21 protein-coding genes are annotated in these 24,693 nt (G+C 62.3%); 1 reads left to right on the plus strand and 20 read right to left on the minus strand.

What is annotated here, in order from left to right; translation table 11 throughout:
- Positions 1-108: 108 nt before the first annotated feature.
- The 20 genes from kdsA to rpsB form a co-directional block, all read right to left on the minus strand.
- Entirely contained in the window at positions 109-954 is an 846-nt protein-coding gene (gene kdsA, locus FS777_RS14870) for a 3-deoxy-8-phosphooctulonate synthase (RefSeq protein WP_058639512.1), read from the minus strand.
- A gap of 3 nt (positions 955-957) precedes the next feature.
- Positions 958-2,586, minus strand: coding sequence for a CTP synthase (locus FS777_RS14875; protein ID WP_058605313.1), 1,629 nt, complete (start codon positions 2,584-2,586; stop codon positions 958-960).
- A 270-nt stretch (positions 2,587-2,856) separates the two neighbouring features.
- A complete protein-coding gene (tilS, locus tag FS777_RS14880; protein WP_145256181.1) occupies positions 2,857-4,140 on the minus strand; it encodes a tRNA lysidine(34) synthetase TilS in 1,284 nt (427 codons plus the stop codon).
- Between the two features lie 87 nt (positions 4,141-4,227).
- A complete protein-coding gene (locus FS777_RS14885; protein WP_058605311.1) occupies positions 4,228-5,175 on the minus strand; it encodes an acetyl-CoA carboxylase carboxyltransferase subunit alpha in 948 nt (315 codons plus the stop codon).
- Positions 5,176-5,281: 106 nt separating this feature from the next.
- On the minus strand, positions 5,282-8,806 hold the full coding sequence (gene dnaE, locus FS777_RS14890) for a DNA polymerase III subunit alpha (RefSeq protein WP_145256184.1): 3,525 nt from the start codon (positions 8,804-8,806) through the stop codon (positions 5,282-5,284).
- A gap of 174 nt (positions 8,807-8,980) precedes the next feature.
- Positions 8,981-9,604: a ribonuclease HII gene (rnhB, locus tag FS777_RS14895; protein ID WP_058639515.1), complete on the minus strand. Its 624-nt coding sequence runs from the start codon at positions 9,602-9,604 to the stop codon at positions 8,981-8,983.
- 1 nt (position 9,605) lies between these two features.
- Complete coding sequence (lpxB, locus tag FS777_RS14900; protein WP_145256187.1) at positions 9,606-10,733, minus strand: lipid-A-disaccharide synthase; 1,128 nt, start codon at positions 10,731-10,733, stop codon at positions 9,606-9,608.
- A gap of 1 nt (position 10,734) precedes the next feature.
- On the minus strand, positions 10,735-11,511 hold the full coding sequence (gene lpxA, locus FS777_RS14905) for an acyl-ACP--UDP-N-acetylglucosamine O-acyltransferase (RefSeq protein ID WP_027913879.1): 777 nt from the start codon (positions 11,509-11,511) through the stop codon (positions 10,735-10,737).
- A complete protein-coding gene (fabZ, locus tag FS777_RS14910; protein WP_023534097.1) occupies positions 11,508-11,948 on the minus strand; it encodes a 3-hydroxyacyl-ACP dehydratase FabZ in 441 nt (146 codons plus the stop codon). Before fabZ ends, lpxA begins: the two co-directional genes overlap by 4 nt.
- 113 nt (positions 11,949-12,061) lie before the next feature.
- Positions 12,062-13,117 carry a UDP-3-O-(3-hydroxymyristoyl)glucosamine N-acyltransferase gene (gene lpxD, locus FS777_RS14915; protein ID WP_058639517.1) on the minus strand — a complete coding sequence of 352 codons (1,056 nt, stop codon included), beginning with the start codon at positions 13,115-13,117 and terminating at the stop codon, positions 12,062-12,064.
- 1 nt (position 13,118) lies between these two features.
- Entirely contained in the window at positions 13,119-13,622 is a 504-nt protein-coding gene (locus FS777_RS14920; protein ID WP_023534153.1) for an OmpH family outer membrane protein, read from the minus strand.
- 44 nt (positions 13,623-13,666) lie between these two features.
- Positions 13,667-16,030 carry an outer membrane protein assembly factor BamA gene (bamA, locus tag FS777_RS14925; RefSeq protein ID WP_058639518.1) on the minus strand — a complete coding sequence of 788 codons (2,364 nt, stop codon included), beginning with the start codon at positions 16,028-16,030 and terminating at the stop codon, positions 13,667-13,669.
- 74 nt (positions 16,031-16,104) lie between these two features.
- Entirely contained in the window at positions 16,105-17,457 is a 1,353-nt protein-coding gene (gene rseP / locus FS777_RS14930; RefSeq protein ID WP_145256190.1) for an RIP metalloprotease RseP, read from the minus strand.
- Between the two features lie 67 nt (positions 17,458-17,524).
- Positions 17,525-18,715 (minus strand): 1-deoxy-D-xylulose-5-phosphate reductoisomerase, encoded by a 1,191-nt coding sequence (gene ispC / locus FS777_RS14935; RefSeq protein ID WP_145256193.1) that lies wholly within the window; start codon positions 18,713-18,715, stop codon positions 17,525-17,527.
- Positions 18,712-19,527 carry a phosphatidate cytidylyltransferase gene (locus tag FS777_RS14940; protein WP_058639520.1) on the minus strand — a complete coding sequence of 272 codons (816 nt, stop codon included), beginning with the start codon at positions 19,525-19,527 and terminating at the stop codon, positions 18,712-18,714. The genes ispC and FS777_RS14940 overlap by 4 nt, the downstream gene beginning before the upstream one ends.
- Positions 19,527-20,282, minus strand: a complete 756-nt coding sequence (uppS, locus tag FS777_RS14945) for a polyprenyl diphosphate synthase (protein WP_027913873.1) — start codon at positions 20,280-20,282, stop codon at positions 19,527-19,529. The genes FS777_RS14940 and uppS overlap by 1 nt, the downstream gene beginning before the upstream one ends.
- Positions 20,283-20,298: 16 nt before the next feature.
- The gene (gene frr / locus FS777_RS14950; RefSeq protein ID WP_058639521.1) at positions 20,299-20,856 is read right to left on the minus strand and encodes a ribosome recycling factor; all 558 of its coding nucleotides are present in this window, start codon (positions 20,854-20,856) and stop codon (positions 20,299-20,301) included.
- On the minus strand, positions 20,853-21,596 hold the full coding sequence (gene pyrH / locus FS777_RS14955) for a UMP kinase (RefSeq protein ID WP_023534028.1): 744 nt from the start codon (positions 21,594-21,596) through the stop codon (positions 20,853-20,855). The genes frr and pyrH overlap by 4 nt, the downstream gene beginning before the upstream one ends.
- Before the next feature lie 180 nt (positions 21,597-21,776).
- Positions 21,777-22,640 (minus strand): translation elongation factor Ts, encoded by an 864-nt coding sequence (gene tsf / locus FS777_RS14960; RefSeq protein ID WP_058603722.1) that lies wholly within the window; start codon positions 22,638-22,640, stop codon positions 21,777-21,779.
- A 182-nt stretch (positions 22,641-22,822) separates the two neighbouring features.
- Entirely contained in the window at positions 22,823-23,560 is a 738-nt protein-coding gene (gene rpsB / locus FS777_RS14965; protein WP_003252287.1) for a 30S ribosomal protein S2, read from the minus strand.
- Positions 23,561-23,908: 348 nt separating this feature from the next.
- On the opposite strand from rpsB, the gene map reads away from it, so the two are divergent.
- A complete protein-coding gene (gene map / locus FS777_RS14970; RefSeq protein WP_028686887.1) occupies positions 23,909-24,691 on the plus strand; it encodes a type I methionyl aminopeptidase in 783 nt (260 codons plus the stop codon).
- The last annotated feature ends 2 nt before the right edge of the window (positions 24,692-24,693 follow it).

A 24,693-nucleotide genomic window follows, 5' to 3' on the forward strand; every position in this document is an offset into this window, starting at 1 on the left:
AATTCTTGCCGTTCACCGGACGAGGATGCTGTGGCAGGCCCGGCGAAGGGAGCCCCTGACCGAGTGGTCAGGGGTGAATCGGACGGTACTTTACCCGAGAAAAGTGCTTTACGCGGTTTCTACCGTCGGAAAACTTTTCACCAGGTCATCCAGTTGCTTGAGCTGAGCCAGGAATGGCTCCAGCTTGTCCAGGCGCAGGGCACACGGGCCGTCGCACTTGGCGTTGTCCGGATCGGGGTGAGCTTCGAGGAACAGCCCTGCCAGCCCCTGGCTCATGCCAGCCTTGGCCAGGTCGGTCACCTGAGCGCGGCGCCCGCCAGCGGAGTCGGCACGTCCACCCGGCATCTGCAGGGCATGGGTCACGTCGAAGAACACCGGGTATTCGAACTGCTTCATGACACCGAAGCCGAGCATGTCCACGACCAGGTTGTTGTAACCGAAGCTCGAACCACGCTCGCACAGGATCAATTGGTCATTACCGGCTTCTTCGCACTTGGTCAGGATGTGTTTCATCTCCTGGGGTGCGAGGAACTGGGCCTTCTTGATATTGATCACCGCACCGGTCCTGGCCATCGCCACCACCAGGTCGGTCTGGCGCGACAGGAAAGCCGGCAACTGGATGATGTCGCAGACCTTGGCTACCGGCTCGGCCTGGTAAGGCTCGTGCACATCGGTGATCACCGGCACGTTGAAGGTACGCTTGATCTCCTCGAAGATCTTCAGGCCTTCTTCCATACCAGGGCCGCGGTAGGAGGTGACCGAGGACCGGTTGGCCTTGTCGAAGCTGGCCTTGAACACATACGGGATACCGAGCTTTTCGGTAACCCGCACGTACTCTTCGCACACCTTCATGGCCAGGTCGCGGGACTCCAGAACGTTCATGCCACCGAACAGGACGAATGGCTTGTCGTTGGCGATATCGATGTGACCGACGCGGATGATCTTCTGGGGCATGGATCAGGCCTTGTTCTTCTGGGCGAGCGCCGCCTTGACGAAGCCACTGAACAGCGGGTGGCCATCGCGTGGGGTGGAGGTGAACTCCGGGTGGAACTGGCAGGCGACAAACCAGGGGTGGTCCTTGGACTCCACCACCTCGACCAGGGCGCCGTCTTCGGAACGACCGGAAACCACCAGGCCCGCGTCCACCAGTTGCGGCAGCAGGTTGTTGTTCACTTCGTAGCGGTGACGGTGGCGCTCGGTGATGATGTCCTTGCCATAGCACGCATGCACGTTGGAACCTGCAGCCAGCTGGCAGTCCTGAGCACCCAGGCGCATGGTGCCGCCCAGGTCGGACGCCTCGCTGCGGGTTTCGACCGCGCCGGTGGCATCTGCCCACTCGGTGATCAGGCCGACGACCGGGTGGCCGCTGTCGCGATCAAACTCGGTGGAGTTGGCGTCACTCCAGCCCATCACGTTACGGGCGAACTCGATGACGGCCACTTGCATGCCCAGGCAGATACCCAGGTACGGCACCTTGTTCTCACGGGCGTATTGCACCGCCGTGATCTTGCCTTCGACACCGCGCAGACCGAAACCACCGGGGACCAGGATGGCATCGGCGCCTTCGAGCAGGCTGGTGCCCTGGTTCTCGATGTCTTCGGAATCGATGTAGCGCAGGTTGACCTTGGTGCGGTTGGTAATGCCCGCGTGGCTCATCGCTTCGATCAGCGACTTGTACGCATCGAGCAGCTCCATGTACTTGCCGACCATGGCGATGGTGACTTCATGCTCCGGGTTGAGCTTGGCGTCGACCACCTTGTCCCACTCGGACAGGTCGGCACCCGTGCACTGCAGGCCGAAACGCTCGACGACGAAGTCGTCCAGGCCCTGGGCATGCAAGACACCTGGAATCTTGTAGATGGTGTCGACGTCTTCCAGCGAAATCACCGCGCGCTCTTCAACGTTGGTGAACAAGGCGATCTTGCGGCGCGAGGATGCATCGACAGGATGATCGGAGCGGCAGATCAGCACGTCAGGCTGCAGGCCGATGGAGCGCAGCTCCTTGACCGAGTGCTGGGTCGGCTTGGTCTTGGTTTCACCGGCGGTGGCGATGTAAGGCACCAGCGTCAGGTGCATCAGCATCGCGCGCTTGGAGCCTACTTCCACGCGCAGCTGGCGAATGGCTTCGAGGAACGGCTGGGACTCGATGTCACCCACGGTGCCGCCGATCTCGACCAGGGCCACGTCGGCATCGCCTGCACCCTTGATGATGCGGCGCTTGATTTCATCGGTGATGTGCGGGATGACCTGGATGGTCGCGCCCAGGTAGTCACCACGGCGTTCCTTGCGCAGCACGTGCTCGTAGACGCGGCCGGTGGTGAAGTTATTGTTCTGGGTCATGGTGGTGCGGATGAACCGCTCATAGTGGCCCAGGTCCAGGTCGGTCTCGGCGCCGTCCTGGGTGACGAATACTTCACCGTGCTGGAACGGGCTCATGGTGCCTGGGTCGACGTTGATGTACGGATCCAGCTTGAGCATGGTGACCTTCAGGCCCCGCGCCTCCAGGATGGCCGCCAGGGAAGCCGAGGCAATGCCTTTCCCCAATGAAGAAACAACACCGCCCGTGACGAATATGTAGCGCGTCATGAAAAACCCTAGAAGTCTGCGTTAAAGCGGCCAGCGCCGCCGGAGATAGCGAAGGAGGGCAAACGCCCCCGATCACCTGCGTCAATCACAGTGCATCTCGAAAAACTGCCGCGTGTGTACAGACCAGGGGTAACCCTGGCAGGGCGCTCGCTCGTCATTTCTAAGAATCAGCCCAGCAAAAAACTGCTTGGTAATCGGCAACTCCTGTGTTTTCGCGGAACCCACAGAAGCTGTATCAAGAAGGGAGGGTAGTCTACCCGAATGTACCCACTAGCTCAAACCTTGCGCGCTGGTCGGCAACTGCCAGTGCAGGCAGTAATCGCCCTGGGCCAGACCGGGCAGGTTGGCCACCGCCAGCAGCCGCTCGCCTTGGTAGAGCAGCGGCAGGCGCAGGCGCAGAAAATGCGGCACGTGCAGTTCATTGAGCAAGCGCTTGAGATCACGTCGCCCGCGCCCTGGGATGTCCAGCCACTCCCCGCCCTGACGGTAGCCGATACGCAGGCCCGTCAGCGCGCCTGCGCCAACAAGTCGCACGCTGCCGTTGCCAGGTAAGGCCAACAGCTGATCGGCGTTTTCCCACTCCATGGCCTTACAGGGCGTTTGCAACCAGTCGCCGCTCAGCCACCAGATGCGCCCCTGGCTGCGGACCAGTTGGCCATCGGCCAGTTGCCACACGGGACAGGCATCGACCGCGGCGTTGCGCAGGTCCGCCCAGCCGGCCCAGTGGCGCGCGTCGGGCAACCGGGTTCGGTGGCTGAGCCAATACTGCAACGCATTGCGCTGGCGGGCAGGTGAAAGCGCGAGCAGGCCGGCCAGGTCCAGCGAATCGAGTCCAGGCCAAGCAGCAGGAGCACCCTGGCGTACGGGCGCCAGGTCGTTTTCGGCCAGCTCGTCCAGCAGGCTCAGGGCTTCGCCCAGGTGTTCGGCGGCGCGGGCCAGGTTCTGCCCGGCTTGCGGCCAGCGCTGCACAAGGGATGGCAAGACCTCCCTGCGCAGATAGTTGCGGGCAAACCGTGTATCGGCATTCGAAGGGTCCTCGACCCAGCCCAACGCATGCGCCTGGGCATAGCCTTGCAACTGTTGCCGGGAACAACCAAGCAACGGCCTGACCAGCCTGCCCTGCCCTAGCGCCCGCTCCCTCGGCATCGCCGCCAGGCCACGCAACCCCGCGCCCCGCAGCAGGCGAAACAGCAGCGTTTCAGCCTGATCGTCGCGGTGCTGGCCGGTGAACAGCATGTCACCTGCCGCCAATACCCGCTCGAACGCAGCGTAACGGGCCTGACGGGCAGCCTGCTCCAGGCTCGGGCCTGGGGCGACGTCGACCTCGATGACCTGCAGCTCGACGCCCAGGTCATCGCACACACGCTGGCAATGGGCAGGCCACGCCTGCGCGGCGGGTTGCAGGCCATGATGGATGTGAATCGCGCGCAGCGGCGGTGCAGGATGGCTACGGGCGTAGGCGGCGAGCCAGTGCAGCAGGACGGTGGAATCGAGGCCGCCTGAGAGGGCGACGTACCACGTACGGGCGCATAGCCAAGGGGCGAGATCAATCATCGAGGCCTCGATCAACCTGGGTGACGGATGTGAGTGAGCCTGGGATACAGGCTCACCCGAGGGGCCGACAGGCGGCCCCAAGGGCGATCAGACGCCGTAGCTCATCAGGCGGTCGTAGCGGCGCGCCAACAGTGCGTCGTGGTCCAAGCCGCTGAGCATGTCCAGCTGCTCCACCAGCTCGGCGCGGATGCTTTCGGACATGGCGGCAGGATCACGGTGAGCGCCACCCAGTGGCTCCGGGATGACCTTGTCAACGATGTCCAGGCTCTTGAGGCGCTCAGCCGTGATGCCCATGGCCTCGGCGGCATCGGCAGCCTTGTCGGCCGTCTTCCACAGGATCGAAGCGCAGCCTTCGGGCGAAATGACCGAGTAGGTGGAGTACTGCAGCATGTTCAGCTGGTCGCACACGCCGATGGCCAGCGCGCCGCCCGACCCGCCTTCACCGATCACCGTGGCGATGATGGGCGTCTTCAGGCGCGCCATCACGCGCAGGTTCCAGGCGATGGCCTCGCTCTGGTTACGTTCCTCGGCATCGATGCCTGGATAGGCACCCGGCGTGTCGATGAAGGTCAGGATCGGCATGCGGAAACGCTCGGCCATTTCCATCAGGCGGCACGCCTTGCGGTAGCCCTCGGGGCGCGGCATGCCGAAGTTGCGGCGAACCTTTTCCCGCACTTCGCGGCCCTTCTGGTGCCCGATGACCATGACTGGCTTGCCGTCCAGGCGTGCGGTACCGCCAACGATGGCGGCATCGTCGGAGAAGTGGCGGTCGCCGTGCAGTTCTTCGAATTCGGTGAAGATGTGCTGCAGGTAGTCCAGGGTGTAGGGACGACGCGGGTGACGTGCCAGGCGAGCGATCTGCCAGCTGGTCAGGTTGCCGAAAATGCTTTCGGTCAGGGTATTGCTCTTGTCTTGCAGACGGGCAATTTCATCGCTGATGTTCAGCGAATTGTCGTTGCCTACCAGGCGCAGGCCTTCGATCTTGGCTTGCAGGTCGGCAATCGGCTGTTCGAAGTCGAGAAAGTTCGGGTTCATAGTCATCCGTCTTGGGTCTACGGCCAGGCGGCCGGCCGGTTGATCCGTTTGGCGCCATACCTTAAGGGATCAGGCGCCTTCAGGTCGAGATTAAATGTTGAGCGGCTCAACGGTATTGCAAAAAGACGTTCTCACGTCCGAACTGGTCACGCAGGGTCTGAATCAGCCCGTCTGCGGGATCGATGGCCCACTGGTCGCCAAATTGCAGCATGGCCTTGGCATCGCTGCCGGTGTATTCCAGCGTGATCGGGCAGGCGCCGCGGTGACGGGTGATCAGCTCACCCAGCCACTTGAGGCGATCGCCCTTGAGCGCCTCGTGGGCGACCTTCAGGCGCAGGCTCTCGGCCAGCTTTGTGCGGGCATCCTCCAAGGTCATCACCTGCTTGACCCGCAGCCGCAGGCCGCCTGAGAAATCGTCGTTGCTGACCTCCCCTTCGACCACCACCATCGCATCGTTCTGCAGCAGTGATTGGGCCGTGATGTAGGCATCGGCAAACAGCGAGGCCTCGATACGTCCAGACCTGTCATCCAGGGTGACGAACCCCATCTTGTCGCCCTTTTTGTTCTTCATGACCCGCAGGGCGATGATCATGCCGGCAATGGTCTGGGTTTCGCGCGACGGCTTGAGGTCAATGATGCGCTGGCGCGCGAAGCGGCGGATTTCAGCCTCGTATTCATCGATCGGGTGGCCGGTGAGGTAAAGGCCCAGCGTGTCCTTCTCGCCCTTGAGCCGTTCCTTGAGTGTCAGTGGCCGCGCCTTGCGGTAACTGGCATACACGTCAGCGTCCGGTTCGTCGAACATGCCGCCGAACAGGTCGATGTGACCGCTGTCGGCCGTGCGGGCCGTCTGTTCGGCCGCCTTGATGGCATCGCCCAGTGCGGCCAGCAGGATGGCCCGGTTGATGTCGATGTGGGCGTGGTAGGCCTTGATCTCGTCGTGAAAGTGCGGGCCGAGCCGGTCCAGCGCGCCACTGCGCACCAGTGCATCGAGGGTGCGCTTGTTGACGCGCTTGAGGTCGATGCGCTCGCAGAAGTCATACAGGTCCTTGAACGGGCCGCCTTCGGCACGGGCCTCGACGATCGCCTCCACAGGCCCCTCACCCACGCCCTTGATCGCGCCAAGGCCATAGACGATGCGGCCATCGTCGTTGACGGTGAACTTGAAGTCCGAGAAGTTCACATCTGGCGCATCCAGACGCAACTTCATGGTGCGCACTTCCTCGACCAGCACCACCACCTTGTCGGTGTTGTGCATGTCCGCCGACAGCACCGCCGCCATGAACGGTGCCGGGTGGTGGGTCTTGAGCCAGGCCGTCTGATAGGACACCAGGCCATAGGCCGCCGAGTGAGATTTGTTAAAGCCGTAGCCTGCGAACTTCTCTACCAGGTCGAAGATGTTACCTGCAAGATCTTCATCGATTCCATTGTTGGCACAGCCTTCGATGAAGCCGCCGCGCTGCTTGGCCATTTCCTCGGGCTTTTTCTTGCCCATCGCCCGGCGCAGCATGTCGGCGCCGCCCAGGGTGTACCCGGCCATGACCTGGGCAATCTGCATCACCTGTTCCTGATACAGGATGATGCCGTAGGTCGGCGCCAGCACCGGCTGCAAGCCTTCGTACTGATAGTCCGGATGCGGGTAGGCCAGCTCGGCACGGCCGTGCTTGCGGTTGATGAAGTCGTCCACCATGCCCGACTGCAGCGGGCCGGGACGGAACAATGCCACCAAGGCGATGAGGTCTTCGAGGCAGTCGGGCTTGAGCTTCTTGATCAGCTCTTTCATGCCGCGCGACTCGAGCTGGAACACCGCCGTGGTTTCGGCCTTCTGCAACAGCTCGTAGGTCTTGCGATCATCGAGCGGGATGAAGTCGATGTTCAGGTCGGGCAGGTCTTTCTTGGCCTGCTCACGGTTGATGATCTCCATCGCCCACTTGATGATGGTCAGGGTGCGCAGGCCGAGGAAGTCGAACTTCACAAGGCCCGCCGCCTCCACGTCGTCCTTGTCGAACTGGGTGATCAGGCCGCCGCCCTCTTCGTCGCAGGCGATGGGCGAGAAATCGGTGAGCTTGGTCGGCGCGATGACCACGCCACCGGCGTGTTTGCCGGTACCGCGCGTGACGCCTTCGAGCTTCAGGGCCATGTCCCAGATTTCACGAGCGTCTTCGTCACCCTTGAGAAAATCGCGCAGAACTTCTTCCTGCTCGTAGGCCTTCTCCAGGGTCATGCCCACTTCGAACGGAATCATCTTCGACAGACGATCGGCCAGGCCGTAGGACTTGCCTTGCACGCGCGCCACGTCGCGCACCACGGCCTTGGCCGCCATGGTGCCGAAGGTGATGATCTGGCTCACGGCATTACGCCCATAGGCCTCTGCCACGTAGTCGATCACCCGGTCCCGACCGTCCATGCAGAAGTCGACGTCGAAGTCGGGCATGGACACCCGTTCAGGGTTCAGGAAGCGCTCGAACAGCAGGTCGTAGGCCAGTGGGTCGAGGTCGGTGATCTTGAGCACATAGGCCACCAGCGAACCTGCACCCGACCCCCGGCCAGGCCCCACCGGTACGTCATTGTTCTTGGCCCACTTGATGAAGTCCATCACGATCAGGAAGTAGCCGGGGAAACCCATCTGGATGATGATATCCAGCTCGAACTTGAGGCGGTCCAGGTACACCTGGCGCTTTTGCTCGTAGTCGGGCGTGGTCTCTTTCGGCCACAGCACCGCCAGGCGTTCTTCCAGCCCTTCGTGGGACACGTGCCGCAGGTAATCATCGATCCCCATGCCATTGGGCGTCGGGAAGTCGGGCAGGAAGTACTTGCCCAGTTGCACCTGGATATTGCAGCGCTTGGCGATTTCGACGGTGTTGGCCAGGGCGTCCGGCAGGTCGCTGAACAGCTCGGCCATTTCTTCGGCCGACTTCAGGTATTGCTGGTCGCTGTACAGGCGCGGGCGACGCGGATCGTCCAGTGTCCAGCCTTCACCGATGCACACCCGGGTCTCGTGGGCGTCGAAATCGGTCTGCTTGATGAAACGCACATCGTTGGTGGCCACCAGCGGCGCACCCAGCCGATCGGCCAGGGCCACGGCGGCATGCACATACTCTTCATCCCTGGGGCGACTGGTGCGCTGGACTTCGACATAAAAGCGCTCGGGGAACATGGTCATCCAGTCCTCCAGCAGCGCTTGCGCCTCCTCGCTGCGCCCCCCCAGCAACGCCATGCCGATGTCGCCTTCCTTGCCCGCCGACAGCGCGATCAGACCTTCACTGGCCGCTGCAATCCAGTCGCGCTGGATGATGACCAGGCCATTGCGCTGGCCCTCGGTCCAGCCCCGGGAGAGCAGCTCGGTCAGGTTACGGTAGCCCTGGGGGTTCATGGCCAGGAAGCAGATGCGCGACAGCGGCGCCTGTGCATCTTCGCCGGCCAGCCACAGGTCGGCACCACAGATCGGCTTGATGCCCGCCCCCATGGCCGCCTTGTAGAACTTGACCAGTGAGCACATGTTGCTCTGGTCAGTGATCGCCACCGCAGGCATGTTCATCCCGGCCAGCGCCTTGGCCAGCGGTTTGATCCGGACCAGACCGTCGACCAGCGAGAATTCGGAGTGGACGCGCAGGTGAACGAAGGAAACCGACATGAATGATCCTGTAGCAGTGCTAAACGACAAGGGCGCGATTGTAGCTCAATTGGGCAGGGTATTTGGGCGCCGGTTGCCGCCGCGCGACGGCAGGGCTACCTGAGCATGTGCCAGGGTAAGCCGCCCAGCCCGGCCCCGCAGGGCCTGAGCCCCTTGGGTGCGCAATGGCGGGTATCAGATCAGCGAGGCGGTCACAGCCTCACGCACACCCCAGGCGGCACGCACGGGCGCAAACGATCGACGATGAATGGGTGTGGGCCCGAGCCGTGCCAGCGCCTCCAGGTGCACCGGCGTCGGGTAGCCTTTGTGCGCACCTATGCCGTAGCCGGGGTAGATCAGCTCGAAGGCGCCCATCTCGCGATCACGCGTCACCTTGGCCAGGATCGAAGCCGCCGCGATCGCAGGCACTTTGGCGTCCCCCTGCACCACCGACGCCGATGGCACCGACAGCTGCGGGCAGCGATTGCCGTCGATCAAGGCCATGTTCGGGGTGATGTGCAAACCTTCCACCGCGCGCTGCATGGCCAACATGGTGGCATGCAGGATGTTGAGGCGATCGATTTCCTCGACCGCGGCGCGGGCAATGAAAAAGCTCAGGGCCTTGTCGCAAATTTCGTCGAACAAGGCTTCGCGGCGCGCCTGGGTTAGCTTCTTCGAGTCGTTGAGCCCAAGGATTGGGCGTGCCGGGTCGAGGATCACGGCAGCCGTCACCACGTCACCACACAGGGGGCCGCGGCCCACTTCGTCGACGCCGGCGACCAGGTCTTCGACCAGATTGAAATCCAGACCGAACTGCATGTCAGCGTTTCTCCAGCAGGGCCAGCACAGCGTCGGCGGCTTGGTTGGAGGCATCCCGGCGCAAGGTGCGGTGAATCTCGTCGAACGAGTCGGTTTGTCCGGTGCCGTCGCGCAGCAAGGGCAGCAGCGCATCGACCAGCGCTTCGCTGGTCGCGGCGTCTTGCAGCAACTCAGGCACCAGCGCACGGCGCGCCAGCAGGTTGGGCAAGGACACGTAGGGGCTTTTGACCAGCCGCTTGAGTATCCAGTAGGTCAGCGGCGCCAGGCGGTAGGCAACCACCATGGGCCGCTTGAACAGCAGCGCTTCCAGGGTGGCTGTACCCGATGCGATCAGGACGGCGTCACAGGCGGCCAGTGCCTCGTGCGAGCGGCCATCGAGCAGGGTCAACGGCAAGTCGCGCCCCTCGAGCATCTGCTCCAGTTGCGCGCGGCGGGCGGCGTTGGCACAGGGCAGCACGAAGCGCACACCGGGCACTTGCTGCTGCAGACGTTGCGCCGCATCCAGGAACAGCGCACCCAGGCGCCCGACTTCGCCCCCGCGACTGCCGGGCATCAGGGCGACCACCGGGCCCTCGCCCAGCCCCAGGGCGGCGCGCGCTGCGGGCCGATCCGCCTGCAGGGCAATGGTATCGGCCAGGGGGTGGCCGACGAATCGCACCGGCACGCCCTGTTCTTCATAGAAGCGGGCCTCGAACGGCAACAGTGTCAGCATCAGGTCACAGCCCTGACGGATTTTCAACACACGCTTCTGCCGCCATGCCCACACTGATGGGCTGACGTAATGAACGGTCTTGATACCCGCCTGGCGCAGCTTGAGTTCGATCTCCAGGGTAAAGTCGGGCGCATCGATACCGATGAACACGTCCGGCTTCTGCTCGATCAGGGTCTGGACCAGCAGCTTGCGACGCTTGAGCAATTCACGCAGGCGACCAAGCACCTCGACCAGCCCCATGACGGCCAAACGCTCCATGGGGAAGTAGGATTGCAGGCCTTCGGCTTCCATGAGCGGGCCACCGACCCCGATGAAGCGCACATCGGGATGGCGCGCCCTCAAGGCGCGCATCAAGCCGGAACCGAGAATGTCGCCGCTGGCTTCACCCGCGACCAGGGCTACGCAAAGCTGGACCATGTCAGCGAGTGATGCCGCGGGCCGAACTCACGATCGACTGGCGGAACAGCTCGACCTCCGGATGCTGCGCCGCCGGCGCTTCGAGTTCGCGCAATGCATCCTCCACCGTCAGGCCCTGGCGGTAGACGATTTTGTAGCAGCGACGCAGCACATGGATTACTTCGTCGCTGAAACCACGGCGGCGCATGCCTTCAAAGTTCATGCTGCGCGCTTCGGCGGGGCTGCCGAAAACGGTGACGAACGCGGGTACGTCCTTGCCGATGGCCGTGCCCATGCCGGAAAACGCATGGGCACCGATGTGGCAATACTGGTGAACCAGGGTGAACCCGGACAGGATCGCCCAGTCGCCCACATGCACATGGCCCGCCAGCGCGGTGTTGTTGACCAGGATGCAGTGGCTGCCGATCACACTGTCATGGCCAATGTGGGCATAGGCCATGATCAGGTTATGGTCGCCAACGGTGGTTTCGGCGCGATCCTGCACGGTACCACGATGGATCGTGACGCCTTCACGGATGACGTTGTGATCGCCGATCACAAGGCGAGTCGGCTCACCCTTGTACTTGAGGTCCGGGGTGTCTTCGCCAATCGAGGAAAACTGGAAGATACGGTTGTGCTTGCCGATCCGGGTCGGCCCCTTGAGCACAACGTGTGGGCCGATGACGGTGCCCTCCCCGATTTCGACATCGGGGCCAACGATCGACCAAGGGCCCACCTCGACGCCTTCGGCCAGCTTGGCCGAAGGGTCGATGATGGCCCGAGGATCAATCGAATTCATAGGGAGCGTTCCGCACAGGTGATTTCGGCCGAGCATACTGCCTTGCCGTCGACCAGGGCACGGCATTCGAACTTCCAGATCATGCTCTTGCGGCTCAGGAACTTCGCTTCCAGCACCAGCTGGTCACCCGGCAGCACCGGCTGACGGAAACGCAGCTTGTCGGAGCCGACGAAGTAGTACAAGGTGCCGTCGGCAGGTTTGGCATCGAGCATCTTGAAACCGAGAATGCCGGCCGCCTGGGCCATGGCTTCGATGATCAGGACGCCGGGCATGATGGGGTGCGCCGGGAAGTGGCCGTTGAAGAATGGCTCGTTGATGCTGACATTCTTGTAGGCACGAATGCTCTGGGCCTCGTAATCCAGATCCGTCACGCGGTCCACCAGCAGGAACGGGTAACGGTGAGGCAGGTATTCGCGAATCTCGTTGATGTCCATCATTTCGGGGGGGAAGCCTGTATAAGAATAGGGAGCGCAGGTGCTGACCACACGCTCCTTTTGCAATCCAAAGAGGAGCCAGCTAGCGACTGTTCACTCTTGCTCAGGAAATGGTATCAGCCTTCTGATGTCGGCTGCCCACCTGAGGTCACGGTATCGACGCGTTTTTCCAGCTGCTGGAGACGCTTGGCCATGTCGTCCAGGTGGCGGATGCGCGCGGCGCTCTTGCGCCAGTCAGCCAGAGGCTGCATGGCAGTACCGGAAGAATAGCCACCCGGCTCGGTGATCGAGCGGGTCACCATGGTCATCCCGGACACGAAAACGTTGTCGCAAACATCGATATGACCGACCATGCCTACGCCACCGGCGATGGTGCAATGCTTGCCGATACGTGTGCTGCCGGAGATGCCCACGCACGCAGCCATGGCCGTATGCTCCCCGATCTGCACGTTGTGGGCAATCTGGATCTGGTTGTCGAGCTTGACGCCGTCGGCGATACAGGTGTCGGACAGCGCGCCACGGTCCACGGCCGTGTTCACACCGATCTCCACATCGTCACCGATGCTCACACCGCCAATCTGGGCAATCTTGCGCCACACGCCTTTTTCGTTGGCAAAGCCAAAGCCTTCACCACCGATCACTGCGCCGGACTGGATAACCACTCGCTTGCCGATGGTGACATCGTGATACAGCGTGACCCGCGGCGCCAGCCAGCCCCCTTCGCCGATCACGCAGCGGGCACCGATGAAGCAATGGGCGCCGATGGTGACATGGGCGCCGATACGCGCACCGCTTTCAACGACCGCGAAAGGCCCGACACTGGCCGTCGCATCCACCTGGGCATCCCCGGCCACCACGGCGCTGGGGTGAATCCCCGCCACAGCCTTGGGTTTGGGGTCGAACAGGTGGGAAATGCGGGCATACGCCAGGTAGGGGTCGGCAACGATCAGGGCATGACCGGCGAACGCCTCGGCATCGGCCGCCTTGAGCAGTACGGCAGCCGCCTGGCTCTGGTCCAGGTACTTGCGGTACTGCGGGTTGGCAAGAAAGCTCAACTGACCCGGCCCGGCCTCCTGCAAGGTGGCAAGGCCTGTGATCTGCAGCGTCTCGGGACCCTTGAGGGTGGCCCCGAGGGTCTCGGCCAGTTGGCCAAGCGTCATGGTCACGGTCATATCAACGGGCTTGGTTCATACGCTCGATAACCTGGCGGGTGATGTCGTACTGAGGCTTGACATCAATGACCGCACCGCGCTCGAGCACCAGGTCGTAACCGCCCTTCTTGATCACTTCCTCGACAGCGCCGTCCAGCTTGGGCTTGAGCTGCTTGAGCATGTCGCGGTCGGCAACGGCCTTGGCTTCGTTCAGTTCCTTGGACTGGAACTGGAAGTCGCGGGCCTTTTGCTTGAACTCGAGCTCCAGGCGCTCACGCTCCTGCTGCTGCATCTTGTCGCCGCCTTTGATCAGGCGATCCTGGATGCCCTTGGCGCTGCTCTCCAGGCCCTTGAGCTTGGTCAGCTGTGGGCCGAACTTCTTTTCGGCATCCACGGCGTATTTCTTGGCGGCATCGGACTCGAGCAGTGCCATCTGATAGTTCAGAACGGCAACCTTCATTTCGGCGAAAGCCGGGGTGGCGACCAGCGCCGCGGCCACTACGGCCATTTGGGTCAACTTGCGCACGATGAACTCCTGGATAAACCGTTGTCGTTAAGCAAGGGCCGACCTTAGAAGGTCTGGCCCAGAGAGAATTGGAACACCTGGGTGTCTGCCTCGTCCGGCTTCTTGATCGGCATCGCCAGGCTGAAGCTCAACGGGCCCAAGGCCGTGATCCACGTCACGCCAAGACCGACCGAACTGGCCATGTCGGAGAAACCGACCTTAGCGCAGTCCGGTTTTTTACCGCAGTTGGTGTCGAATACGTTACCCACGTCCCAGAAGACCGAGGTACGCAGGGACCGCTGGTCCTTGACGAACGGCAGCGGGAACAGCAACTCGACGCCGCCTTGAACCAGGACGTTGCCACCGAATGGAAGCGGGTCTTGGTCGGGGTCGCGGATGGTGCCTGGTCTGTGACCAACTTCGCCAACCCCTTTACTTGGGGTACTGCGGGGACCGAGGCTACTGTCCTTGAAACCGCGAACAGAGTTGAAACCACCCGCGTAATAGTTTTCATAGAACGGCAAGCCAGAGGTACCCCCAAAGCCATCGCCATAGCCGAGTTCTGTGTGCAGACGCAAGGTGTAGTTCTGGCTGAGTGGCTTGAACAACTGGCCGCGGTAATCGAGCTTGTAGAACGACAAGTCACTACCAGGGATCGTGGTCTCAAGGCTCAAGCTTTGAGAATGGCCCCGCGTCGCCAGTACACCCTTGTTCAAGGTCGACTCGGACCAACCAATCGATGCTTTGAAGTTGGTGAAGTTACTGCCTTCCTTGTCAATGAAATCAAAGATCTCACCGACGGTGTACTTACCCGTCTTCAGCTTGTCCTGCTGCACGCTCAACCCATAGGTCAGGCGCGACGTCTCGCTGATCGGGTAACCCAGGCTCACACCGGCACCCAGGCTGTCCACCGCATAGCTCGCCACGTCGACGTCGAGGTCGTCATAGTCGGTGCTGCGGTAGAAGGCGTTGTAACCCAGGCTCACGCCATCGGCAGTGAAGTAGGGATCGACGAAGCCGAAGTTGTATCGCGACTGGTACTCGGACCGGGTCAGGCCAACGGACACCTTGTTACCGGTACCCAGGAAGTTGCTCTGGCTGATCGAGCCACCCAGGATCAGGCCCGCGCTCTGGGCAAAGCCGACGCTGGCGGTGATCGAACCGGAGGCCTGCTCCTCGACGCTATAGTTCACGTCGACCTGGTCGTCGGTACCCGGTACCGGTGGGGTCTCGACGTTCACGTCCTTGAAAAAGCCCAGGCGCTCAAGGCGGGTCTTGGATTGGTCGATCAGGTAGGTCGATGCCCAGCCGCCTTCCATCTGACGCATTTCGCGGCGCAGCACTTCGTCTTCGGTCTTGGTGTTGCCGCGGTAGTTGATGCGGTTGACGTAGGCACGCTTGCCCGGATCGACCACGAACATGATGTCCACGGTGTGATCCTGGTCGTTTGGCTGAGGCACGCCGTTGACGTTGGCGAAGGTATAGCCTTCGTTACCCAGGCGACGGGTGATCAGCTCGGACGTGCTGGTCATCACCTTGCGCGAGAACACCTGGCCCGGCTGCACCAGCAGCAGCGACTTGACCTGGTCTTCCGGCACCTTGAGGTCACCGGAGAGCTTCACGTCACGGACGGTGTATTTCTCGCCTTCGTTGATGTTGACGGTGATGTAGACGTGCTTCTTGTCAGGCGTGATGGACACCTGGGTGGACGCGATGTCCATGTTGATGTAGCCGCGGTCCAGGTAGTAGGAACGCAGACGTTCCAGGTCACCGGACAGTTTTTCACGGGCATACTTGTCGTCGTTCTTGAAGAAGGACAACCAGTTAGTCGTCTTGAGCTCGAACAGCTGCCCCAGGGTGTCGTCATCGAACACGTTGTTGCCAACGATGTTGATGTGCTGGATGGCAGCGACGGTGCCTTCGTTGATCTTGATCTTCAGGGCCACACGGTTGCGCGGCTGCGGCACCACCTCGGCGTCGACCTCGGCCGAGTAACGGCCCTGGGCCACGTACTGGCGCTGCAGCTCGTTACGCACGCCTTCGAGGGTGGCACGCTGGAAGATCTCGCCTTCGGCCAAGCCCGATTGCTTCAGGCCCTTCATCAGGTCTTCGGTACTGATCGCCTTGTTGCCTTCGATCTCGATGCTCGACACCGACGGGCGCTCGACCACATTGATGATCAGCACGTTGCCATCACGGTTCAGCTCGATGTCCTGGAAAAACCCGGTCTTGAACAGCGAGCGGGTCGACTCCACCAGGCGCCGGTCATCGGCCTGGTCGCCCACATTGAGGGGCAAGGCACCGAAGACACTGCCCGCGGAAACCCGCTGCAGGCCGTTGACGCGGATATCGGAGATGGTGAAGGACTCGGCGTGAACTTCAGCGATCATCAGTGCGGAGAGCACCGCAGTTAGCAACAGACGTTTCATGAAGTCCTTTTATTCCAACTGGCAATAAACAACCTGCCGTCATGAACGACAGGTTTCGCAATTGAGCGAAGCTTTTATAGTCGACCCAGATCGTTGATCAGGGCGAGCAGCATCACCCCCAAGACCAAACTGATACCGATCTGGACCCCCCAACCTTGTACCCGATCAGACAACGGACGACCGCGCGCCCATTCAACCAGGTAGAACAGCAAGTGCCCCCCATCCAGTACCGGGATGGGCAGCAGGTTAAGAACCCCCAGGCTTATGCTCAGGTAGGCCAGGAAATTCAGGAAATCCCCCACGCCGGACTGGGCTGAAGCGCCCGCCACTTTAGCAATGGTTATCGGTCCACTCAAGTTTTTTACCGAGAGCTCACCGAACAGCATTTTCTTCAGTGACTGGAGCGTGAGCACGCTCATGTTCCAGGTGCGCGACAGGCCTTCACCCACCGCCTCCACCGGCCCATAGCTGACTTCGCGCAGCATCGAGGCCGGCCATTGACCGCCCTTGACGCCCGCTCCCAGGTAGCCTGCAGCGGCCTCACCTTCGCCCTTCGCGCCCAGCGTCACCGGTATGTCCAGCGGCGCACCGTCACGCTCCAGACGCACCACCACCTGGGCGCCGGGCCGCGCGCGCACGCTATCGACCACCTGCTGCCATTCGCTCACCGACTGGCCGCCGACGCCCAGCAACCGGTCACCGGTTTTCAAGCCTGCAGCCGCGGCCGGCCCCTTGGGATCGATCTCGGCCAGCACCGGCACGATGGCCGGGCGCCAGGGTTCAAGGCCCAGCGAGCGAATCGGATCAGGCTCATCGGCACCTTTCAACCACTGGTCGAGTTTCACCTGGCGCTGTTGCTCGGCACTGCTGCCCTCATCGCGCACAACGATGTTCAGCGTGCCACTCTCACCCAGGCGGCGCACCAACTGCAGATTGACTGCCGACCAGCCGTTGGTCGGCTTGCCGTCCACCGAGACGATCTCCTGGCCGGCCGTCAGCCCTGCAGCCGCCGCCAGGCTACCCGTCTCGACGGTGCCGATGACCGGCCGGATCTGCTGGCTGCCAAGCATTGCCAATACCCAGAAGAAGAAGATGGCCAGCAGGAAGTTGGCGACCGGCCCGGCGGCAACGATCGCGATGCGCTGGCCGACCGGCTTGCGATTGAACGATTGGCCCACCAGCGCAGGGGGCACATCGCCTTCGCGCTCGTCGAGCATCTTCACGTAGCCGCCCAGCGGAATGGCTGCGATGACGAACTCGGTACCCTGACGATCATGCCAGCGCACCAGCGGCGTACCGAAGCCCACCGAGAAACGCAGCACTTTCACGCCACAGCGACGCGCCACCCAGAAGTGGCCGAACTCGTGGAAGGTGACCAGCACACCCAAGGCGACGAGCGTACCAATAATCATGTAGAGCGCTGTCATGTCCATCTCCGAATGATGAGCAATGGGTCAGTGGGGATGCTGTTGTCGATAACCGGGCCAGCCCGCCTCAGCGGCCGTTGCGGTGCAGCCAGGCCCAGGCCAGCTCGCGCGCTCGCTGGTCGGCGGCAAACACTGCCTCCAGCGAAGTCAGCGGCACCACGGGCTCCTGGTCCAGTACCTGTTCGATCATACTCGCGATCTCCGGGAAGCGGATACGGCCCTGGAGGAACGTCTGCACCGCCACTTCGTTGGCCGCATTGAGCACGGCAGGGGCGCTGTTGCCCACCTGCGCCGCCTGTCGCGCCAGGCGCAGACAGGGGAAACGCTGCTCATCGGGCGCCTCGAAATCCAGGCGAGCAATGCTGAACAGGTCCAGCGGGGCCACCCCGGAATCGATTCGCTCCGGCCAGGCCAGCGCATTGGCGATGGGGGTACGCATGTCCGGGTTACCCAACTGCGCCAGCACCGAACCGTCGACGTAATCGACCAGCGAGTGGATCACGCTTTGCGGGTGCACCACCACCTCGACCAGGCTTGGCGGCGCATCGAACAGCCAGCAGGCCTCGATCAACTCCAGGCCCTTGTTCATCATGCTCGCCGAGTCGACGGAAATCTTGCGCCCCATCGACCAGTTCGGGTGGGCGCACGCCTGTTCAGGCGTGACGTCCAGCAAGGCCTCGGTCGATGTCTGACGGAACGGCCCACCCGAGGCCGTCAGCAGAATGCGGCGCACCCCCACAGCGCTCAATCCGCGCGCGTAGTCGCTGGGCATGCACTGGAAGATGGCGTTGTGCTCGCTGTCAATTGGCAGCAACACCGCGCCCGACTGGCGCACGGCGTCCATGAACAGGGCGCCGGACATGACCAGCGCTTCCTTGTTGGCCAGCAGCACTTTCTTGCCGGCCTGCACGGCCGCCAGGGTTGGCCGCAAGCCTGCCGCGCCGACGATGGCGGCCATGACCGCATCCACTACACTGGCACAGGCTACCTGGCACAACCCGGCCTCGCCTTCCAGCACTTCGGTAGCGCAGCCTGCCGCCGTCAGGCCCGCACGCAGGCGCCCCGCCGCCTCAGCGCTCGGCACCACGGCATAGGCCGGGCGATGCCGCACGCACAGGGTCAACAGCTCCTCTATGCGCGTGTAGCCGGTCAAGGCGAAGGCCTGATAGCGCTCAGGATGGCGAGCGATCACGTCCAGGGTGCTCAGGCCGATGGAGCCGGTCGCCCCAAGTACGGTAATGCGTTGCACCTGACTCACATCACACCCCATTCGGCCGCCCACAACAGCACGGCGAACAATGGAATGGCCGCCGTCAGGCTGTCGATGCGGTCGAGCACGCCACCGTGGCCGGGTAGCAGGTTGCTGCTGTCCTTGATGCCCGAGCGGCGCTTGAACATGCTTTCGGTCAGGTCTCCGATCACCGAGGCCATCACCACCAGTGCAGCGCCTGCCAGGCCGAGCAGTAGCTGACCGAAGCTCCAGTCACGACTGATACCCACCACCAGGGTGATCACCAGGCTGACCGCCAACCCGCCGTAGACGCCTTCCCAGCTCTTGCCAGGGCTGACCTGCGGCGCCAGCTTGCGCTTGCCGAAGGCCCTGCCGGAAAAGTACGCACCGATGTCGGCCGCCCAGACCAAAGCCATGACCGACAGGATCAGCCAGTTACCCAGCGGCCAGTGCTTGAGCAGCACCAGGCCTTGCCAGGCCGGCAGCAACACCAGTAGGCCGATCAACAGCCGGCAGGCGGCACTGGCCCAAAGTTCGCTGGTGCGCGGGTAGGTCAGCACCAGCCAGGTGGCCAGCCCCCACCAGATGACTGCCGCCCCAAGCACCCAGGGGGCCAGTTCCGGGAGGATGTACAGCAGCATCAATGCCCCAGCGACGACCAGGGCATAGGTGACACGCAGGGGCTGAGCCATCAACCCCGCCAAACGCGCCCACTCCCAGGCGCCGAGCGTTACCACCAGGCCGATGAACAGGGCGAAGTTGCCCCCCTCGAGCAGGAAGAACCCACCCAGCGCTATCGGCAACAGGATCAGCGCGGTAATGATGCGTTGTTTAAGCATTAAGCACGCGCTCCAGCCTCGACCTGCTCGCTGGTCTTACCAAAGCGGCGCTGGCGCGAAGCGAAATCAGCCAATGCACTGCGCATGGCTTCGTGTTTGAAGTCCGGCCAGTAAAGGTCGGAGAAATACAACTCGGCGTAGGCCAGTTGCCACAACAGGAAATTGCTGATGCGATGCTCGCCACCGGTACGGATGCACAAGTCCGGCAAGGGCTGCTCGCCGGTCGCAAGGCACGTCTGCAACAACCCCGGGGTGATGTCATCGGGGCGCAGATGGCCAGCCTGGACTTCACGCGCCAGCCGCTGCGCGGCCTGGGCGATGTCCCACTGCCCACCGTAGTTGGCGGCGATCTGCAGGATGAAACGGCTATTGCCTGCGGTCAGCGCCTCGGCTTCGCGCATGGCAGCCTGCAGTTCCGGGTGAAAGCGGGAGCGGTCACCGATGATGCGCAGGCTGATGTTGTTGTCGTTCAAGCGACGCGCCTCGCGGCGCAGCGCCGAGAAGAACAACTCCATCAACGCACCGACCTCATCGGCAGGGCGCTGCCAGTTCTCACTGGAGAAGGCAAAGAGGGTCAGCACTTCGACGCCGGCCTCGGCGCAGACTTCGATGACTGCACGCACGGCATCGACACCCGCCTTGTGCCCGGCAACGCCAGGCAACAAGCGTCGTTTCGCCCAGCGGTTGTTGCCGTCCATGATGATCGCGACGTGACGCGGCACCGAGGGAGGCACCGCTGGCTTGGTCTTTTCCATTAAAAAAAACCTGGCCTTAGACGGCCATCAGGTCCTTTTCCTTGGCTTTGAAGGCTGCATCCACCTCGGCGACGAACTTGTCCGTCAGCTTCTGGATGTCATCGGCGGCGCGGCGCTCTTCGTCTTCGCTGATGGCCTTGTCCTTGGTCAGCTTCTTCAAGTCCGCCAGGGCGTCACGACGCACGTTGCGCACGGCGACCTTGGCGTCTTCGGCAACGCCGCTGGCCTGCTTGGTGTAGCCCTTGCGGGTTTCTTCGGTCAGGGCAGGCATCGGCACACGGATGGTGGTGCCGGCGCTCGATGGGTTGAGGCCGAGGTCGGAGGTCAGGATGGCCTTCTCGATAGCAGCGCTCAGGTTCTTGTCGTGAGCGACGATCTTCAGGGTGCGCGCGTCCTCGACGCTGATCGCAGCGACCTGGTTCAGCGGCATCTCGCTACCCCAGGCAGTGACCTTGACGCTGTCCAGAATGCTTGGGTGTGCGCGACCGGTGCGGATGGCCGCCAGGTTGCGGCCCAGGGCCTCGATGGACTTGGTCATGCGCTCCTGCGCGTCTTTCTTGATGTCGTTGATCATGCTTGGCCTTCCTCGATCAGAGTGCCTTCAGCGCCGCCCACCACGATGTTCAGCAGGGCGCCTGGCTTGTTCATGTTGAATACCCGCAATGGCATGCCGTGGTCACGGCACAGGCAGATTGCGGTCAAGTCCATCACGCCGAGCTTACGATCCAGGACCTCGTCATAGGTCAGGCGATCGAACTTCTCGGCATGCGGGTCCTTGAATGGATCGGCAGTGTACACACCATCGACCTTGGTCGCCTTGAGCACCACGTCGGCATCGATTTCGATGGCCCGCAGGCAGGCTGCCGAGTCGGTGGTAAAGAACGGGTTGCCGGTACCGGCGGAGAAAATTACCACATCCCCGGAGTTGAGGTGGCGAATCGCTTTGCGACGGTCATAGTGATCGGTGACGCCCACCATGGAGATGGCCGACATGACCAGTGCCGGGATGTTCGAGCGCTCCAGCGCATCGCGCATGGCCAGGGCGTTCATCACGGTGGCCAGCATCCCCATGTGGTCGCCGGTGACGCGATCCATGCCGGCGGCGCTCAGTGCGGCCCCTCGGAACAGGTTGCCACCACCGATGACCAGGCCGACCTGCACACCGATACCGACCAGCTGCCCGACTTCCAGGGCCATGCGATCGAGCACCTTCGGGTCGATCCCGAAGTCTTCGGAGCCCATCAGGGCCTCGCCGCTAAGTTTGAGCAAAATGCGTTTATAGCGAGGTTGGCGACCACTCACCTGCTGAGCCATTGCGAGTCTCTCCTGCGGCGTACTGTAGAAAATTCGTGCGGGCTGTTTGCAGCCTGCTAACTGTAGCGTGGCACCGTTTCGGCGCCAGCGGCGGCAGCGTTGTGTAAACGCCTCGCCGCTTTGACAAAGAGGCTGCGCGCGTGAGCGGGCAGCCTCTTTGGGGCGACAGACGGGGCTGTCTTACTGCTTGGCAGCAGCAACCTGTGCGGCAACTTCAGCAGCGAAGTCGTCGACTGGCTTCTCGATGCCTTCGCCAACCTTGAAGTAGGTGAAGGAAACGATTTCAGCACCGGCTTTCTTAGCCAGTTCGCCGACCTTGACTTCCGGGTTCATGACGAACGCCTGCTCTTTGAGCGAGGCTTCAGCCTTGAACTTGGTGATGCGGCCGTTGATCATGTTTTCAACGATGTTTTCCGGCTTGCCGGCGATCTTGTCGGCGTTCAGCTGCAGGAAGACACCCTTCTCGCGCTCGATGGCTTCGGCGGAGATTTCCGACGAGTCCAGGAACTCGGGGTTGGACGCTGCAACGTGCATGGCGATGTTCTTGGCCAGCTCGACGTCACCGCCTTTCAGGACAACGACAGCACCGATCTTGTTGCCGTGCAGGTAGGCGCCGACTACGTCGCCTTCCACGCGCACCAGGCGACGGATGTTGACGTTTTCGCCGCACTTGGCGACCAGGGCTTCACGGGCAGCTTCACGCGAGGCGATCAGCGGAGCGGCGTCGGTCAGCTTCTGGGCGAAGGCTTCTTCCAGGCTTTCGGCGACGAAGTTCTTGAAGTCGTCTTGCAGGGCCAGGAAGTCGGTCTGCGAGTTCACTTCCAGCAGTACGGCGGCCTTGCCGTCGGTCTTGACGGCGATCGCGCCTTCGGCAGCCACGTTGCCAGCCTTCTTGGCGGCCTTGATGGCGCCCGAGGCACGCATGTCGTCAATGGCTTTTTCGATGTCGCCGCCAGCCTTTTCCAGGGCTTTCTTGCAATCCATCATGCCTTCGCCGGTACGCTCGCGCAGTTCTTTGACCAGCGCTGCAGTAATTGCTGCCATTTCAAAATCCTCTTGGAAAGTTTTTCAACCATTCCACCCGTTTGTGACGGGCGTTCAATTCTGCTAATCCGCTGTCTGTGCCTGCATGCCCATGGAAGGGACGGCTGTCGACAGCAGGATTTCAAGGTGGCAAAAAGGGGGCATAGCCCCCTTTTCGCGTGCCAAGTCGACGCTAGCGTCTATTACTCGGCAGCAGGTGCAGCCGCTTCTTCAGCGTAGACTTCGGTGCCGCCAGCAACATTGTTGCGGCCACGGATGACAGCGTCAGCCATGGAAGTCATGTACAGCTCGATAGCGCGAATGGCGTCATCGTTACCTGGGATGATGTAGTCAACACCTTCCGGGCTGCTGTTGGTATCGACAACACCAATGACCGGGATACCCAGTTTGTTGGCTTCGGTGATCGCGATGCGCTCGTGATCAACGTCGATGACGAACAGAGCGTCAGGCAGACCGCCCATGTCCTTGATGCCGCCCAGGCTGCGGTCCAGTTTTTCCAGATCGCGGGAGCGCATCAGGGCTTCTTTCTTGGTCAGCTTGGCAAAGGTGCCATCTTCGGCCTGAGTTTCCAGGTCGCGCAGACGCTTGATCGAAGCACGGATGGTCTTGTAGTTGGTCAGCATGCCGCCCAACCAACGGTGGTCAACGTACGGCGAACCGCAGCGAGCAGCTTGCTCGGCGACGATCTTGCCGGCGGAACGCTTGGTGCCGACGAACAGGATCTTGTTCTTGCCCTGGGCCAGGCGCTCAACGAACGACAGAGCGTCGTTGAACATCGGCAGGGTTTTTTCCAGGTTGACGATGTGGATCTTGTTGCGCGCACCGAAAATGTACTTGCCCATTTTCGGGTTCCAGTAACGGGTCTGGTGGCCGAAGTGCACACCGGCCTTCAGCATATCGCGCATGTTGACTTGGGACATGATAGTTCCTTGATAAGTCGGGTTGGGCCTCCACGTATCCCAATGACCAACCCGCGAACCCTGAAGCTCGGGGCACCCAGGCCATCGTGTCGACACGTGTGTGGGTTTGGATGCAGACGGAGCTGGCTCCGAAAGCGGCGCATGTTATACCACAGGCTGCGCGTAAACAAAACACGAAACTCACCCCCCAATCGCCGGACGGCAGGGCATGGGCGCCAGCGCACGGCCAGGGCGGTTGGAGGGATGCCTTTGCAAGGGCAGCGTGCCGCTACGAGCCCGCACCTCTGATAGAATGACGCCTTTCCCGATTTGAACGCGCCGTCTGCGGCGCCGAGTAGAGAGCCTGTAATGACCGTCACCATCAAGACTGCAGAAGACATCGAGAAGATGCGCATCGCCGGCCGCCTGGCAGCCGACGTGCTGGAAATGATCGAGGAGCATGTCAAGCCCGGTGTCACCACCGAAGAGCTCGATCGCCTGTGCCACGACTACATTGTCAATGTCCAGCAGGCCATCCCGGCGCCGCTCAACTACAAGGGCTACCCCAAGTCCATCTGCACGTCCATCAACCACGTGGTCTGTCACGGTATCCCCAATGACAAGCCCCTGAAAAATGGCGATACCCTGAACATCGACATCACGGTGATCAAGGACGGCTACCACGGCGACACCAGCCGCATGTTCCACGTCGGCACCGTGCCGGTATGGGCCGAGCGCCTGTCCCAGGTCACCCAGGAATGCCTATACAAGGCCATCGAGCTGGTCAAGCCGGGCTGCCGCCTGGGCGACATCGGCGAAGTCATCCAGAAGCACGCCGAGAAGAACGGCTTCTCGGTGGTGCGCGAGTTCTGCGGTCATGGCATCGGCAAGGTGTTCCACGAAGAGCCGCAGATCCTCCATTACGGCCGCGCCGGCACTGGCATGGAACTCAAGGAAGGCATGACCTTCACCATCGAGCCGATGATCAACCAGGGCAAGGCCGACACCAAGGTGCTGGGCGATGGCTGGACCGCGATCACCAAGGACCGCAAGCTCTCGGCGCAGTGGGAGCATACCCTGGTGGTCACGGCGACCGGGTACGAGATCTTCACCCTGCGCAAGGACGACACCATCGCCCGCACTTCGGCCTGAGC

Origin of the sequence: Pseudomonas sp. DE0157, from assembly GCF_007678615.1 — a bacterium.
GTDB classification, from domain to species: Bacteria; Pseudomonadota; Gammaproteobacteria; order Pseudomonadales; family Pseudomonadaceae; genus Aquipseudomonas; species Aquipseudomonas parafulva_B.

Excerpts from the sequence above, each read along its gene's own strand:
- kdsA (WP_058639512.1), bottom strand. The coding sequence starts at position 954 with ATGCCCCAGAAGATCATCCGCGTCGGTCACATCGATATCGCCAACGAC.
- FS777_RS14875 (WP_058605313.1), bottom strand. The coding sequence starts at position 2,586 with ATGACGCGCTACATATTCGTCACGGGCGGTGTTGTTTCTTCATTGGGG.
- tilS (WP_145256181.1), bottom strand. The coding sequence starts at position 4,140 with ATGATTGATCTCGCCCCTTGGCTATGCGCCCGTACGTGGTACGTCGCC.
- FS777_RS14885 (WP_058605311.1), bottom strand. The coding sequence starts at position 5,175 with ATGAACCCGAACTTTCTCGACTTCGAACAGCCGATTGCCGACCTGCAA.
- dnaE (WP_145256184.1), bottom strand. The coding sequence starts at position 8,806 with ATGTCGGTTTCCTTCGTTCACCTGCGCGTCCACTCCGAATTCTCGCTG.
- rnhB (WP_058639515.1), bottom strand. The coding sequence starts at position 9,604 with ATGCAGTTCGGTCTGGATTTCAATCTGGTCGAAGACCTGGTCGCCGGC.
- lpxB (WP_145256187.1), bottom strand. The coding sequence starts at position 10,733 with ATGGTCCAGCTTTGCGTAGCCCTGGTCGCGGGTGAAGCCAGCGGCGAC.
- lpxA (WP_027913879.1), bottom strand. The coding sequence starts at position 11,511 with ATGAATTCGATTGATCCTCGGGCCATCATCGACCCTTCGGCCAAGCTG.
- fabZ (WP_023534097.1), bottom strand. The coding sequence starts at position 11,948 with ATGATGGACATCAACGAGATTCGCGAATACCTGCCTCACCGTTACCCG.
- lpxD (WP_058639517.1), bottom strand. The coding sequence starts at position 13,117 with ATGACCGTGACCATGACGCTTGGCCAACTGGCCGAGACCCTCGGGGCC.
- bamA (WP_058639518.1), bottom strand. The coding sequence starts at position 16,030 with ATGAAACGTCTGTTGCTAACTGCGGTGCTCTCCGCACTGATGATCGCT.
- rseP (WP_145256190.1), bottom strand. The coding sequence starts at position 17,457 with ATGACAGCGCTCTACATGATTATTGGTACGCTCGTCGCCTTGGGTGTG.
- FS777_RS14940 (WP_058639520.1), bottom strand. The coding sequence starts at position 19,527 with ATGCTTAAACAACGCATCATTACCGCGCTGATCCTGTTGCCGATAGCG.
- uppS (WP_027913873.1), bottom strand. The coding sequence starts at position 20,282 with ATGGAAAAGACCAAGCCAGCGGTGCCTCCCTCGGTGCCGCGTCACGTC.
- frr (WP_058639521.1), bottom strand. The coding sequence starts at position 20,856 with ATGATCAACGACATCAAGAAAGACGCGCAGGAGCGCATGACCAAGTCC.
- pyrH (WP_023534028.1), bottom strand. The coding sequence starts at position 21,596 with ATGGCTCAGCAGGTGAGTGGTCGCCAACCTCGCTATAAACGCATTTTG.
- tsf (WP_058603722.1), bottom strand. The coding sequence starts at position 22,640 with ATGGCAGCAATTACTGCAGCGCTGGTCAAAGAACTGCGCGAGCGTACC.
- rpsB (WP_003252287.1), bottom strand. The coding sequence starts at position 23,560 with ATGTCCCAAGTCAACATGCGCGATATGCTGAAGGCCGGTGTGCACTTC.
- map (WP_028686887.1), top strand. The coding sequence starts at position 23,909 with ATGACCGTCACCATCAAGACTGCAGAAGACATCGAGAAGATGCGCATC.